This window comes from Halorubrum sp. SP9 (genome assembly GCF_005435015.1).
Lineage (GTDB): Archaea > Halobacteriota > Halobacteria > Halobacteriales > Haloferacaceae > Halorubrum > Halorubrum sodomense.
This window is the reverse complement of the sequence record NZ_SGXU01000024.1, coordinates 23,028-35,468: the sequence shown is the minus strand read 5'-3', so window position 1 is coordinate 35,468 and position 12,441 is coordinate 23,028. Positions and strand designations below refer to the sequence as shown.

Below are 12,441 nucleotides of genomic sequence, written 5' to 3'. Positions count from 1 at the left end.
GGCGGTCCGCGTCGCGAACCGAACCGCGGAGCGCGCGGTCGAGCTGGCCGAGGCGGTGCCGGGCGCGACCGGCGGCGGCCTCGACGACCTCGGCGAGCGCGTCGCCGCCGCCGACCTGCTCGTCAACGCGACGAGCGTGGGGATGGAGGCGCCCGACGAGACCCCCGTCCCCGCCGAACACCTCCACGGCGACCTCGCGGTCCTCGACGCGGTGTACGCGCCGATCGAGACGCGGCTGCTGCGCGAGGCCGCCGCCGCGGGCGCGACGACGGTCGACGGCGCGTGGATGCTGCTGTTCCAGGGCCTCGAGGCGTTCGAGATCTGGACCGGCGAGGACGCGCCGGTCGAGGCGATGAACGCGGCGCTGCGGGCGGAGTTGGAGTGAGTCGGCGGCGCGACTGTTTATAAATGGACGACGCGGTGGCGCGCCGGTGAGCGGCCGCCACCGGCGGCCGCGAACCGACCGCGAGGGAGTCGGTCGGCCGGAGCAACGCGGAGGCCGGCCGACGAGGCTGGGGAGGCGTGAGGTGCGGTTGCGGTGCTGTGCGGGGCGGGACGCAAAGGGGCAGTCACCGGCGGCTCCGCCGCCGGTTGCCCGTGGCGCTACGCGCCACGCTGCCGTGAGGCGGGCGCAGGCGTTCACGAGAGCGGAGCTCTCGTGAGCCAATCAGAACGCTCCGCGTTCCGATGACGACGTAAGCACCGCAGGGAGCGAACGGAGTGAGCGACCGAGGAGCGTGGTTCGAGAGAGCGAAGCTCTCTCGTCATCACGAGACGCCTTCGGCGTCTCGAACGACAGCGAGCGTGCGCCCGCCTCACGGCTGGGGTTTTGGAGGTGTTTGCCGCCGATATTCAGTCAGTTATTCATAGGCGAGCGACGGGGGCTTTGGAGCCGTTCGTCATCGATCTGCTGTTAGCTGTTTATAAATGAGCGGCGTTTTAAAAAGCGATCACCCGAGCCGAGCGTTGTTAAACCGGTCCCGGACTCGCGAGCAGCCCCGCGGTGACGATGAGCCCGATGGAGACGGCGGACGCGCCGTAGAGGAACGGCTTGGCGTCGCGGGCGGGCTCGCGGAGCTTCCCGACGTCGAGCCCGTCGGCCAGCTTCGATCCCCCGACCTCGACGAGCCCGGTGCCGACGAACCACAGCCCCAGCATCGTCAACACGAGGTGACCGCGGGGCGTGCCCGTCAGCGACTCGAACGTGTACAGCGTCCCGGCCATATGCCCGCCCGAGAGGACGAACGCGACCGCGCTGATCCGTGTGATCCAGCGCAGGCGGCCGACGACCGAGCCCAGCGCGTCGCCGCCGATATCGCCGCGGAGCGCGGGCGGGAGGACCGCGAGGGTGACGAACAGCACGCTGCCGACCCAGAGGACGGCGAAGCCGACGTGGACCGACCACATGACCGGGTTGACGACGTTCATACGACCGGAACGCCCCGGCCCCACTTATAAACAGGCGAGACGGAGCGGCGAGCGGTTGCGCCGGAGAGGGTTTTTAAATATCTCGCACGTGTAGCCGCCGGCGATGGCCCTACTCCAGAAGCTCAAAGAGAAACTCGGGTTCGGGAGCGGTTCGAGCGGGCGAGAGTCCGGCGAGACCGAAGTGACCGTCGAGCGCGAGTCGGAACCCGCCGCCGAGGCGGCCGCGGAGAGCGACGACGGCCCCGTCGACGACGGGATCGGCGAGCCGGTCGCGGACGAATCGGTCGAGGACGAGATCGATGACGACGGATCCGACGGCGGCGCCGAAGCCGGCGAGGAGCCCGTCGCCACGGAGACGGAGGCCGCCGCCTCGACCGAGTCGCTCGTCGACGAGGGGGCCGACGCGACCGACGACCACGAGGCGGCCGAGTCGGCGGAGGCCGCGGCCGGGCGGGAGGACGACATCGCGGTCGACGGCGACGACCGCGGCCCGAGCGTCACGGAGATCAAGGGCATCGGCCCGGCGTACGCGGAGCGGCTCGCGACGATCGGGATCGAGACGGTAGACGAGCTCGCCGGCGCGGACGCCGGCGAGATCGCCGAGGGGACGAGCGTCGGCGAGAAGCGCGCCGCGACGTGGATCGACCGCGCGAGCGAGTTCTGAAGGCGGGCCGCGTTCGGGCGACCGCAACTGTTTCACCGCCCCCGCCGAACAGGGTCCCATGAGTCGAACGGAACACACCGATCGGGACCGGTTCCGCGCGGTCGCCGCCGCGGCGCCGGACGGCGCGCGGGTCCCGGTCGAACTCCGGGTCGCCGTCGAAGACCCTTTCGCGGCCTACCGCCGGGCGCGGGACGGCCCGGGCGGCGTCTTCTACGAAACGACCGGCGGCCAGTCCGGGTGGGGGTACTTCGGCGTCGACCCGGTCGAGCGGCTGACCGTCTCCGGCGAGGCGGTCGTCGCCGGCGCGCGGGGCGAGACGGGCGAGCCGGCGCGGGGCGAGGCGGGCGAGCCGACGGGCGACTACCGGCGCCCGTCGCCCTCGCTGTCGGCGCTGGAGGGGGTCCTCGACGGCGAGACGCTGGCGCGCGGCGACTGCGACGTGCCGTACCCGTGCGGCGCGTTCGGCTGGCTCTCCTACGACGCCGCCCGCGAGCTGGAGGACTTCCCGCCCGCGGCCCCCGAGGGTTCCGGGGCGACCGACGACCGTGGACTCCCGCGGCTTCAGGCCGCCCTGTTCGACCGGATCGCGGCCTGGGAATGCCCCGTCCGCGCGGACGGCGCCGGTGGGACGATTCCGCTTCGAGTAACCGCCTGTCCCCGCGTTCCGGGCGGGCTCGACGACCCGGACGCCGACCGCGACGCGCTCGACGCGCTGTTCGACGAGGGGACGGATCGGGCGGGGGCGCTGATAGACCGGATCGAGGCCGGCGATCCGGCCGCTGAGCCGGCGCCGGACCCGGGCGCCGAGCGCGCGACCTTCGAGAGCGACGTGGGTCGAGGGTGGTACGCCGACGCGGTGCGGCGGGTCAAAAGGCACGTTCGCGAGGGCGACACGTTCCAGGCGAACGTCTCCCAACGGCTGACGGCGCCGGCCGCGGTCCACCCGGTCGGGGCGTACGACGCGCTCCGGGCGGTGAACCCCGCTCCGTACTCGGGGCTGATCGAGTTCGGCGGGACCGAGGGGAACGGTGGGGACCGTCCGAGCGGCGTCGACCTCGTGAGCGCGAGCCCGGAGCTCCTCTTGGAACGCGAGCCGACCGACGACCCCGAGCGCGGCGCGCGTCTCGTGACGGAGCCCATCGCGGGGACGCGGCCGCGGGGCGCCTCCGCGGCGGACGACGCGGCGCTGGAGACCGAACTGACCGGCGACGAGAAGGAGCGCGCCGAACACGCGATGTTAGTCGACTTAGAGCGCAACGACCTCGGGAAGGTGTCGCGGTTCGGCACCGTCGACGTGAGCGAGTACCGCCGCGTCGACCGCTACAGCGAGGTGATGCACCTCGTGAGCCTGATCGAGGGCGAGGCGCGGCCCGACGTCGGGTTCGCGGACGCGGTCGCGGCCTGCTTCCCCGGGGGGACCGTCACGGGCGCGCCCAAGCCGCGGACGATGGAGATAATCGACGAGCTGGAGCCGACGCGCCGCGGGCCGTACACCGGGTCGATGTTCGCCACCGGGTTCGACGGGCGCGCGACGCTGAACATCGTCATCCGGACGCTCGTCCGTCACGCCGCCGAGTACCACCTCCGGGTCGGGGCCGGGATCGTCCACGACTCCGACCCGGACGCCGAGTACGAGGAGACGCTCGCGAAGGCGCGAGCCCTGGTGAGCGCGGTCGACGAGGCGCTCGCCGCCGGCGGGATGGCGGTCGAGGAGGGGGCCGACGAGCCGACCGAGGGGGCGGTCGAGCGATGACGCGCGGCGGTGCCGACTCCGGGGCTGGGGAGGGCGACTGGCGCCGCGGCGCGGGCGAGTCCGACGCGCGGGTCCTCGTCGTCGACAACTACGACTCGTTCGCGTACAACCTCGTCCAGTACGTCGGAGAGGTCGCCGGCGCGGTGACGGTCCGGCGGAACGACGCGGTCGACCTCGCGGGGATCCGCGCGCTCGACCCGGACGGCGTCGTCGTCTCGCCCGGGCCGGGCACCCCGGCCGACGCCGGGATATCGACCGCGGTCTTCGAACTCGATCGGCCCGTGTTCGGCGTCTGTCTCGGCCACCAGGCGCTGTGCGCGAGCCGCGGGAGCCGCGTCGGCCACGCGCCCGAGGTCGTCCACGGGAAGCCCTCGACGATCGCCCACGACGGCGAGGGCGTCTTCGCCGGCCTCCCCGACCGGCTCCGGGTCGGGCGCTACCACTCGCTGTGCGTCGAGCGCGAGGACCTCCCGGACGAGCTGGTCGAGACCGCGCGCACGGACGAGGAGCGCGAGGTCGTGATGGGCGTGCGCCACCGCGAGAAGCCGCACGTCGGCGTCCAGTTCCACCCGGAGAGCATCCTCACGCCGCGCGGGAAGCGAATGGTGCGGAACTTCGTGGAGGCGTGCGAGGACCGTGAGTGATCCCACCGAGCGGTCCGAGGCGACCGGCGACGCGGACCGCCTGTACCACGTCGACGGCGACCTCGTCCCGGCCGCCGAGGCGACCGTCTCGGTGGAGGACCGCGGGTTCGCCTACGGCGACGCCGCCTTCGAGACGATGCGCGCGTACGGCGGGGACCTCTTCCGGTGGGACGCGCACGCCGACCGGCTCGCGGACACCTGCGAGACGCTCGCGCTCGACCACGGGATCGACGACGCGGAGCTGAAGCGGCGTGTCGACGAGACGCTGGCCGCGAACGACCTCGCGGACGCGTACGTCAAGCTCTCGATCTCGCGGGGGGTCCAGCCCGGCACGCTCGACCCGAACCCCGAGGTCGACCCGACCGTGGTCGTGATCGCGAAGCCGCTCGCGCGCGGCGGCGTCGGGAGCGACCCGGTCCACGATGGCCCGGCCGCGCTCCAGACGACGAAGACGCGCAAGGTCGCGGACCGAGCGATACCGGCCGCGGCGAAGACCCACAACTACCTCAACGGAATCCTCGCCCGGCTCGAGCTCCGGGTCACCGGCGCCGACGAGGCGCTGCTGCTCGACCCGGACGGCCACGTCGCCGAGGGGGCGACCTCGAACCTCTTCTTCGTCGACGGCACCGCCCTCAAGACCCCCTCGCTCGACGGGCCGATCCTCCCCGGCGTCACCAGGGCGACCGTGATCGATCTCGCGGAGTCGGAGGGGATCCCCGTCGAGGAGGGGACGTACGCGCCGGACGCGGTCCGCGAGGCCGACGAGGTCTTCCTCACGAACTCGACGTGGGAGGTCCGACCGGTGGCGACCGTCGACGGCATCGCGGTCGACGGCGACGGCGAGGGAGTCGCCGGGCCGCTCACGACCCTCCTCTCGCGGCTGTTCGACCGGCGGATCGAGGAGGCGGGCTACGACGGCGAGCGGCTGTAACCGAATTTCGGCCCGCAGAAGCGTTCCGCGCCGCATTTCGACCACGCCGTTATGCCGCCGGGGACCGTAGATGACGGATGGCAGACGACGAGAACGGACGAGAGAGACAGGCCGCGGACGACGACCGACGACGGCGCGAGCGCGACGTCGAGGCCGAGTTAGAACGCGGCGACGAGGCCGAGCCGCCGATCGACGACGCGGCGGCCGAGGCGCTCGAAGGGGCGCTCGAGCCGCTGACTTTCCCGGCGACGGGCCGCGAGATCGTCGCCGCGGTCGGGAAGCGGGAACTCGAGACGGACTCCCGCGTGTACACCGTCGCTGACCTGGTCCCCGACGCGGACCTGGAGGCGTTCGACACGCCGGCCACGGTCCGCGAGCGGGTGCGGCGACCGGCGGTCGCGGCCGCGATGAAGCGGGTGGTGGAGGCGGCGGCCGCGCTCGAGAACGCCGACTTCGGTCGGTCGCAACACGAGGCGTTCGAACGGACCTTCAGAGCGCTGAGCGACGTCAACGAACTCGACGACGAGGAGGGCGTCCGCGCGGTCGCCGACTGGGTCGTCGACCGGATCGCGGAGGGGGAGTCGGTCCCCGGGTCGCGGGACGTGCGCCGACGGGCGGCGAAGCACTGTCGGGAGCACGGCTACGAGGTCCGCGACGACGAGTGGCTCGGGGCCTGAGCCGGGCGCCCGACTCGGCGTCGCGCCGACGCGGAGACGGCCCGACTCCGGAACAGACGGCGCCCGACCCCGGAACGGACGGCGCCCGACCCCGGAACGCACAACGTTCAAGCCGGTCGCCGGCCTCGGACGGGCATGGACGAGCACCGCCGGATCGCCGGCGTCGAGGAGGTTCCGGAAGAGAGCACGCTGCTCGCGACGCTGCGCCCGGTCGATCCCGACGCGGTCGACGAGGGCGAGGGCGACATCGGGGCGAGCGAGGACGGTGCCCCGGAGGTCGAGGCGATACTCACGCGGGCCGCCGGCGAGGTCCGCGCGTTCCGCAACTACTGTCAGCACTGGACGGACATCCGCCTCGACAAGGACGACGGCGCGTTCGTGCGCGACGGGGAGGTGTTCTGTCAGAAGCACGGCGCGACGTTCGAGGCCGACGGCGGCTACTGCAACTTCGGCCCCTGTGAGGGCGCCGTCCTCGAATCGGTCGCCGTCGCGGTGACGGGCGACGCGGTGTACCTCGACGACGACGCCTACGAGTTCGTCCGGCTCGGCCCCGCCGCCGACAAGGACGACGGCGGCGGCTCGCGGATCGACTTCACCGGGAACTGAGCCGCGCGGGCATCTCCGGACGCGGCTGACTGCCGCGACCGCGACCGAACCGCGACCGGTCAGAATCGCGTCCGCCCGCCGCCGCCGCTCGCGTCGTCGCGGCCGAGCGCCTTCTTCAGGAAGTTCATCCAGCGTTTCCGGTCGGCGGCCTCCTGTCGCTTCGCCTCGGTCTCCGGGTCGGGCGCGTCGAGCCCCTCCAGCGCCTCCAGCGCGCGGTCGATGCCGATGATCGACGACGCCAGCTCCTCGCCCTCCTCGCGGCTCACCTCGTTCTCCTCGATGGGTTCGAGCCGGTCGAGCCGCTCGCGGCGGAGGTTCCGCTTCGCGCGCTCGACGCGGTCGCGCTCGCCGGGCGGGACCGAGTCGCGCCGCTTGATCTCGAAGACGAACGACCGGAGATCTATCTCCTCGCCCTGGATCTCGATCGACTCCGGGATGTCGACGCCGACCGTCGAGGACTCTCGGTTGACCCGCTCTAAGAGCTGTTTCCGCTCGTACTCCTTCACGCCGGGTCGGTAGGCGGCGGGCGCACTTCGCTCCTTCGCCCGGGCGGCGCCAGCTGAACGAAGCGGGCGTCACTCGAAGAGACGACGTTAACCGCGTCGCGCCGCAACCGGGTCGCATGGAATCGCTCGAAGCCGAACTCGACGCCGCCCGCGACCTCGACGTCGCGGACCTCGCGGACGCCATCGAGTCCATCGGCTTCGAGTGCACGCGCTGCGGCGGCTGCTGTACCGGGTACGCTCCCGACGAGCCGGGTGGGGCGCCGGCGGGAGCGGGAGCGGACGACGGGGAGGAGAGCGCCGGGACCGACGCGGAGTGCCACGGCGGCGCGGACGGCGACGCCGACCGCGAGCCCCACACCGCGACGGTCTTTCCGGACGAGGTCCGGCGCGTCGCCGACGCCGCCGAGGCGGAGTTCGACGAGGCGTACGACTGGCGCGACGTGGCCCGGCCGATGCCGTTCGGCCTCGACGCGGACGGAGACGGAGAGCCGACGGGGGAGACGTTCGAGTGGGCGCTCGCGACCGACGACTGCGGCGACTGCGCCTTCTACGAGGAGTCGGACGGGGAGGGCGCCTGCACCGTCCACGACGCGCGCCCGCTCATCTGCCGGACGTACCCGTTCAGCGTCGCCTTGGAGGGGACGAGCCAGCCGATGGGCGAGGCGGTCGACGAGGCGGGCGTCGTCCGCGCCCACGAGTGCGAGGGGCTCGGCCGCGACATCTCCCGCGAGGACGCCGAGGAGCTGGCCGCCGCGCTGAAGGAGCGCGCGGTGCGGGAACTGGCGGAGGCGATCGGCGTCCGAGACGGCTACGATCCCGACGCGCGCGAGCGGGCCGACGGCGACGTCGTCGTCTTCGACTCCGAGGGGCCGAAGGGGGCCGACGGGACCCCTATCCGCGAAGGGTAGCGGTCGCTTCCGGGCTTTTGGGGGAGTCAGACGGCGTCGAGCGCGGCGTCCACGTCGGCGCGAATTTCCTCGCGCGCGGCCTCGTCCGGGAGCGCGAGCGGCGGGCGCACGGCCGGGTCGGGGATGAACCCGCGGTGGGCGGCCGCGACCTTCGTCGCGGGCGCGAAGCCGTGGTCGGCACAGCGAGCGAACAGCGGCGCGACCGCGCGGCGGTGGAGCGACAGCGCCCGGTCGTCGCCGCCGTCGCGGATCGCCTCGGTGAGCGCGACGAAGACCTCCGGGACCGCCTGCGAGAGAGCGTGGATCCCGCCGTCGACGCCGAGGCTCGCGCTCGGGTAGAGCTGTGCGTCGACGCCCTGGAAGACGGCGAACGAGTCGGGCGTCCCGCTGATCTTCGCCTCGAGACCGGTGAGGTCGCCGGTCGTGTCTTTCACCCCGACGACCGACTCGCGGGTCGCCAGGTCGGCGAGCACGTCGACGTCGATGGACTCCCCGACAGTCGCCGGGATGTCGTACAGGAGGACCGGGAGCGGGGCGTCGTCGACGACGGCCTCGAGGAACGCCCGCTGCCCCTCCGGCCCCGTCGACGCGTGGTAGTACGGGAGCGTGACGAGCCCGGCGTCCGCCCCGGCCGCCGCGGCGTCGGACAGGTGCTCGCGCACCCGCGAGACGGCGGTGTCGGCCGCGCCGGCGATCACGGGCGCCCGCCCGTCGGCCGCGTCGACGACGGTCTCGATCACGGTCCGGCGCTCGTCGTCGGTGAGACTGGCGAACTCGCCGGTCGTCCCGCAGGGGACGACTCCGTCGATCCCGGCCTCGACGAGCGCGTCGACGTGGCTCGCGAGGGCGGCGGTGTCGACGTCGCGGTCGGCGGCGGCGAACGGGGTCACGATCGGCGGCGAGACGGCGGTGTGAGGGAGATCCAGGAGTGTCACGGTCGGCCTTCGGACGGCGACGACAAAGGCGTTGGTCCCCGCGGACCGCTCGCGGGCGACCGAATCCTAACTGTGTCGGCGGTACAACTATACAGACCCGTCACGAGAGTCCGATGGAGTCTACTATGGAAATCTCCGAGAAGCTCCTCTGTCTGTTCAGCGCGGAAGTCCGCGAGACCGCCGACGGCGAGTACGTCGTCGACGTGCCCAGCCGAGAGATCGACACCGGATCGCTGGAGCCGGGCGAGACGTACCGCGTCGCGCTCGTCGCCCGCGACGGCTCTTCGGCGGCGACGGCCGACGCCGACGCGTCCGCCTCGCGGAGCGATGACGGGCCGCAACCCCCGGTTGAACCGGGCGAGATGCGATACGTCGAGATCGAAGACCTCGGCAAGCAGGGCGACGGGATCGCTCGCGTCGAACGCGGCTACGTGATCATCGTCCCCGACACCGAGGTGGGCGAACGCGTGAAGATCGAAGTGACCGAGGTGAAGTCCAACTTCGCCGTCGGGGAAGTCGTCGAAGAGGCCGGCTGAAGCCGGAGGACTCGCCCCGCGCTCACCCTTCGTCCGGCACTCGGGCGTCCCAGTACGACACCGAGGCGACGTAGTCGCCGGGGATCGTATCGCCCGCGAGCTCGTCGAGCGCCCGAAACGGCTTCGCGACGGGGCCCGGGAGCTCGCGGTAGAAGCCGTACGGTAACACGAAGTCGTGCTCCTCGTTCGCGAGCGTGAGCCCCGCCTCACCGAGCATGGCCGCTACCTCCCGCTCGGAGTAGAGCCGCGAGCCCATCGGGAGGAGCCAGGTGTACAGCGTCCGCAGGCTGCGCCCGTTGAACGTGTCGAAGAACACCTGACCGCGGCTGACCCGGCGGAGCTCCTTCGCGAACGGCACCGGGTCGTCCATGAGGTGGAAAAAGCGCATCGCGACGACCGTGTCGAAGTGGTCGTCGGGGAACGGGAGCCGCGAGGCGTCGCCGCGGAGGAACTCGACGGCGTCGGCGTGACCGGCGGCGGTGACCTTCGCGCGGGCCTGTTCGAGCATCTCGCGGGAGACGTCGAGCGCGACGATGTCGGCGCCCCGGTCGGCGAGCATCGTCGTGAACCGGCCGGTACCGCAGGCGACCTCGAGCACGCGGTGGCCCGGGTCGATCGGGCCCAGCGCGGCGAGAACGGCCTCCTTCTCCCGGCGATCGATGAGCTGTCCGCCGCCGGAAAACCGGATGTCGTCGTACTCCTCGGCGACCTCGTCGGCTTGGTACCAGTCCTGTCCCTTCACGTTGTCCGTGATGAACGCCGGACCGACAAAACCGTACTGGAAGCGGCCCGGCGGCGGCCCTCGGTTAGGGCGGTCGGGAGGCTCCCGCGGCGAGTTCGGTCACCCGCTGGTGGCGACGTTCTCGGCCGGCACCTTGACGATCACCCGAGCGCCCTCCTCCTCGTCGTGGTGCGGGTACTCGTCGACGCCGAAGTACCGGCGGGCGAGTTCGTCGATGTGCTCGCGGGCGCCCGCCTCGGTCAGTTCGGCCTCGCCGCGGACAGAGACGTATCGATACGGGTCGTCGGGGTCGAGAACGCTGACGCCGACCTTCGGGTTCTCGCGGACGTTTCGCTCCTTCCGTCGCCCGCGAGCGGTGTTGACGAGGACGTACTCGCGGTCCTCGTGGTCGACCCACACCGGCGTGACGTGGGGGAGGCCGTCCGGCCCGACCGTCGCGAAGTGCGCGTACGACTCGGCTTCGAGGATGTCGACGTGAGACTCGGGAATCACGCGAGCGGGTACGGACGCCCGGCGGAAAACGTGCCGGATGGATCACTCGGAACGGTCGGCTGAAAAGTAATATTAACACATTATATTATCACAGGCAGATTCCCCTATATGTAGCCAACCTTTACCACTACTCGCGGAATTCGTGTGAGACATGAGTACCAGTCCCGCGGAGACCGCTGACCAAGACCGCCTGTCGGAGTCCGAGTATCGCGACCGCCTGCGCGAGCTACCCCCGAGCGCCAAGCTCGTTGCGAAGGTACTGGAGGGAGACTCCCCCCTCTCGCAGGGCGGCCTCGCCGAGGAGTCGCTGCTTCCCGACCGCACCGTCCGCTACGCGCTCAACCGCCTCGAGGAGGAGGGCCTCGTCGACTCGCGGTACAGCTTCAAGGACGCGCGCAAGCAGGTGTACTACCTGACGGTCTGAACGGTCCTCTCGCCGTCCGAACGCGCCCGGCCCGCGAGGACGTGAGTCGGCCGGGCGCACACGCGGTCTTTTTTACCTTCTCGGCCCGATAGCGGAGCGTATGGAGCTCTCGGTCGTCGTCCCGACGCTCAACGGTCGGGATCGGTTGGCCGCCTGCCTCGACGCGCTGGCGGCTAACGCCCCCGACGCCGAGGTGATCGTCGTCAACGGCCCCTCGGCCGACGGCACGACCGGCATGGTTCGCGGCCGCGACGACGTCGACGTGTTGGTCGAGATCTCCGACCGCACGGTGAACGTCGCCCGCAACGCCGGCGTCGAGGTGGCGACGGGCGACGCGGTCGCGCTGGTGGACTACGACAACCGGGTCGAGCCGGGGTGGCGCGACGCGGTCAGCGCCGGTCTCGACGCGGCGCCCGTGGTCTCGGGACCGGTAACGGCGATACCGCGGAGCGAAACCGCCGCCGACGCCGATCCCGCGGAGGGAACGGATTCGAAACGCCCGGACGAGGCGGCCGTCGACGGCCAGAACACGCCGGAACGCAGGCGGATCGCCGGGCGAGCGGTCACCTACTTCGAGGGCGGCAACGTCGCCTTCCGACGGGACGCCTTGCGGGACCTCGACGGCTTCGACGAGTACCTCCGAGTCGGCGGCGCGCGCGACGCGGCCCACCGGCTCGCGCGCGTGGACCGCGAGGTGACGTGGCGGCCGGCGATGGCCGCACGGAGGGAGCTCCCGACCCCGACCGCCGCGGACGGCGGGCGCAGCGCCCACGAGTGGGGCTGGAAGTACCGCGGCCTCGCCTACCGCCTGCTGAAGAACTACGGCGTGCGGCCGACCGTCCTCCTCCGGACGGGATCGCACGCCGTCGGAGACGCGCTCGGCGCGGCGAGGGACGTGGTCCGCGGCGAGTCGACGCCCACGCGGTGGGCCGCGACGGGCCGCGACGTACTGCTCGGGCTCACCGGCGGGACCTCCGACGGGCTCGTCGCGCGGCGGCGGGACCGGAGCCCCGCGCGGAACCCGAACGGGATCTCGACGCGCGCGGACCGCGCCGTCGCGAAGTACGACCGACGGGAAGCGGCGGACCGCGACGAGGGGAGCGGAGCGGACCGCGACGGGGAGGCCGGGGCGGCCGACGACGCCGAGTGAGCCCCGCGCCTTTTAACCGAGGGCGCGGCCAACGCTCCGACAACG

Annotated in this window: 16 protein-coding genes; 11 read left to right on the top strand and 5 right to left on the bottom strand. The window is 72.2% G+C overall.

The features are described from left to right. The coding region (locus EXE45_RS12620; protein WP_369333757.1) for a shikimate dehydrogenase at nt 1-385 on the top strand (385 nt) is incomplete at its 5' end. A 584-nt stretch (nt 386-969) separates the two neighbouring features. Here EXE45_RS12620 and EXE45_RS12615 read toward each other — a convergent pair. Further along, nucleotides 970-1,428 carry a transporter gene (locus EXE45_RS12615; protein WP_137694537.1) on the bottom strand — a complete coding sequence of 153 codons (459 nt, stop codon included), beginning with the start codon at nt 1,426-1,428 and terminating at the stop codon, nt 970-972. 103 nt (nt 1,429-1,531) lie between these two features. Between EXE45_RS12615 and EXE45_RS12610 the strand changes: the two genes are divergently transcribed. From EXE45_RS12610 to EXE45_RS12585, 6 genes are all read left to right on the top strand, one after another. Further along, nucleotides 1,532-2,092: a helix-hairpin-helix domain-containing protein gene (locus EXE45_RS12610; RefSeq protein WP_137694536.1), complete on the top strand. Its 561-nt coding sequence runs from the start codon at nt 1,532-1,534 to the stop codon at nt 2,090-2,092. A gap of 58 nt (nt 2,093-2,150) precedes the next feature. Continuing rightward, nucleotides 2,151-3,845, top strand: a complete 1,695-nt coding sequence (locus tag EXE45_RS12605) for an anthranilate synthase component I family protein (RefSeq protein WP_137694535.1) — start codon at nt 2,151-2,153, stop codon at nt 3,843-3,845. Beyond that, on the top strand, nt 3,842-4,489 hold the full coding sequence (locus EXE45_RS12600) for an aminodeoxychorismate/anthranilate synthase component II (protein WP_092921027.1): 648 nt from the start codon (nt 3,842-3,844) through the stop codon (nt 4,487-4,489). Before EXE45_RS12605 ends, EXE45_RS12600 begins: the two co-directional genes overlap by 4 nt. Beyond that, complete coding sequence (locus EXE45_RS12595; protein ID WP_137694534.1) at nt 4,482-5,420, top strand: aminotransferase class IV; 939 nt, start codon at nt 4,482-4,484, stop codon at nt 5,418-5,420. Before EXE45_RS12600 ends, EXE45_RS12595 begins: the two co-directional genes overlap by 8 nt. Nucleotides 5,421-5,497: 77 nt before the next feature. Beyond that, nucleotides 5,498-6,097: a hypothetical protein gene (locus EXE45_RS12590; protein WP_137694533.1), complete on the top strand. Its 600-nt coding sequence runs from the start codon at nt 5,498-5,500 to the stop codon at nt 6,095-6,097. A gap of 135 nt (nt 6,098-6,232) precedes the next feature. Next, entirely contained in the window at nt 6,233-6,703 is a 471-nt protein-coding gene (locus tag EXE45_RS12585) for a Rieske 2Fe-2S domain-containing protein (RefSeq protein WP_092921024.1), read from the top strand. Nucleotides 6,704-6,762: 59 nt separating this feature from the next. Here EXE45_RS12585 and EXE45_RS12580 read toward each other — a convergent pair whose 3' ends face one another. Beyond that, a complete protein-coding gene (locus EXE45_RS12580) occupies nt 6,763-7,209 on the bottom strand; it encodes a DUF5788 family protein (RefSeq protein ID WP_092921023.1) in 447 nt (148 codons plus the stop codon). A gap of 116 nt (nt 7,210-7,325) precedes the next feature. On the opposite strand from EXE45_RS12580, the gene EXE45_RS12575 reads away from it, so the two are divergent. Beyond that, nucleotides 7,326-8,117 (top strand): YkgJ family cysteine cluster protein, encoded by a 792-nt coding sequence (locus EXE45_RS12575; RefSeq protein ID WP_092921022.1) that lies wholly within the window; start codon nt 7,326-7,328, stop codon nt 8,115-8,117. Between the two features lie 26 nt (nt 8,118-8,143). Here EXE45_RS12575 and EXE45_RS12570 read toward each other — a convergent pair whose 3' ends face one another. Then, nucleotides 8,144-9,052: a dihydrodipicolinate synthase family protein gene (locus EXE45_RS12570; protein ID WP_092921021.1), complete on the bottom strand. Its 909-nt coding sequence runs from the start codon at nt 9,050-9,052 to the stop codon at nt 8,144-8,146. Between the two features lie 125 nt (nt 9,053-9,177). Here EXE45_RS12570 and EXE45_RS12565 point away from each other — a divergent pair, with 125 nt between their 5' ends. Continuing rightward, nucleotides 9,178-9,588, top strand: coding sequence for a TRAM domain-containing protein (locus EXE45_RS12565; RefSeq protein WP_092921020.1), 411 nt, complete (start codon nt 9,178-9,180; stop codon nt 9,586-9,588). A 22-nt stretch (nt 9,589-9,610) separates the two neighbouring features. Here EXE45_RS12565 and EXE45_RS12560 read toward each other — a convergent pair whose 3' ends face one another. Together EXE45_RS12560 and EXE45_RS12555 are read right to left on the bottom strand one after the other, a co-directional pair. Beyond that, complete coding sequence (locus tag EXE45_RS12560) at nt 9,611-10,330, bottom strand: class I SAM-dependent methyltransferase (protein ID WP_137694532.1); 720 nt, start codon at nt 10,328-10,330, stop codon at nt 9,611-9,613. Nucleotides 10,331-10,429: 99 nt separating this feature from the next. After that, nucleotides 10,430-10,822, bottom strand: a complete 393-nt coding sequence (locus EXE45_RS12555; RefSeq protein WP_092921018.1) for a PPOX class F420-dependent oxidoreductase — start codon at nt 10,820-10,822, stop codon at nt 10,430-10,432. Nucleotides 10,823-10,973: 151 nt separating this feature from the next. Here EXE45_RS12555 and EXE45_RS12550 point away from each other — a divergent pair, with 151 nt between their 5' ends. Together EXE45_RS12550 and EXE45_RS12545 are read left to right on the top strand one after the other, a co-directional pair. After that, nucleotides 10,974-11,246, top strand: a complete 273-nt coding sequence (locus EXE45_RS12550) for a helix-turn-helix domain-containing protein (protein WP_092921017.1) — start codon at nt 10,974-10,976, stop codon at nt 11,244-11,246. 100 nt (nt 11,247-11,346) lie between these two features. Beyond that, a complete protein-coding gene (locus EXE45_RS12545; protein WP_137694531.1) occupies nt 11,347-12,396 on the top strand; it encodes a glycosyltransferase in 1,050 nt (349 codons plus the stop codon). Nucleotides 12,397-12,441: the final 45 nt, after the last annotated feature.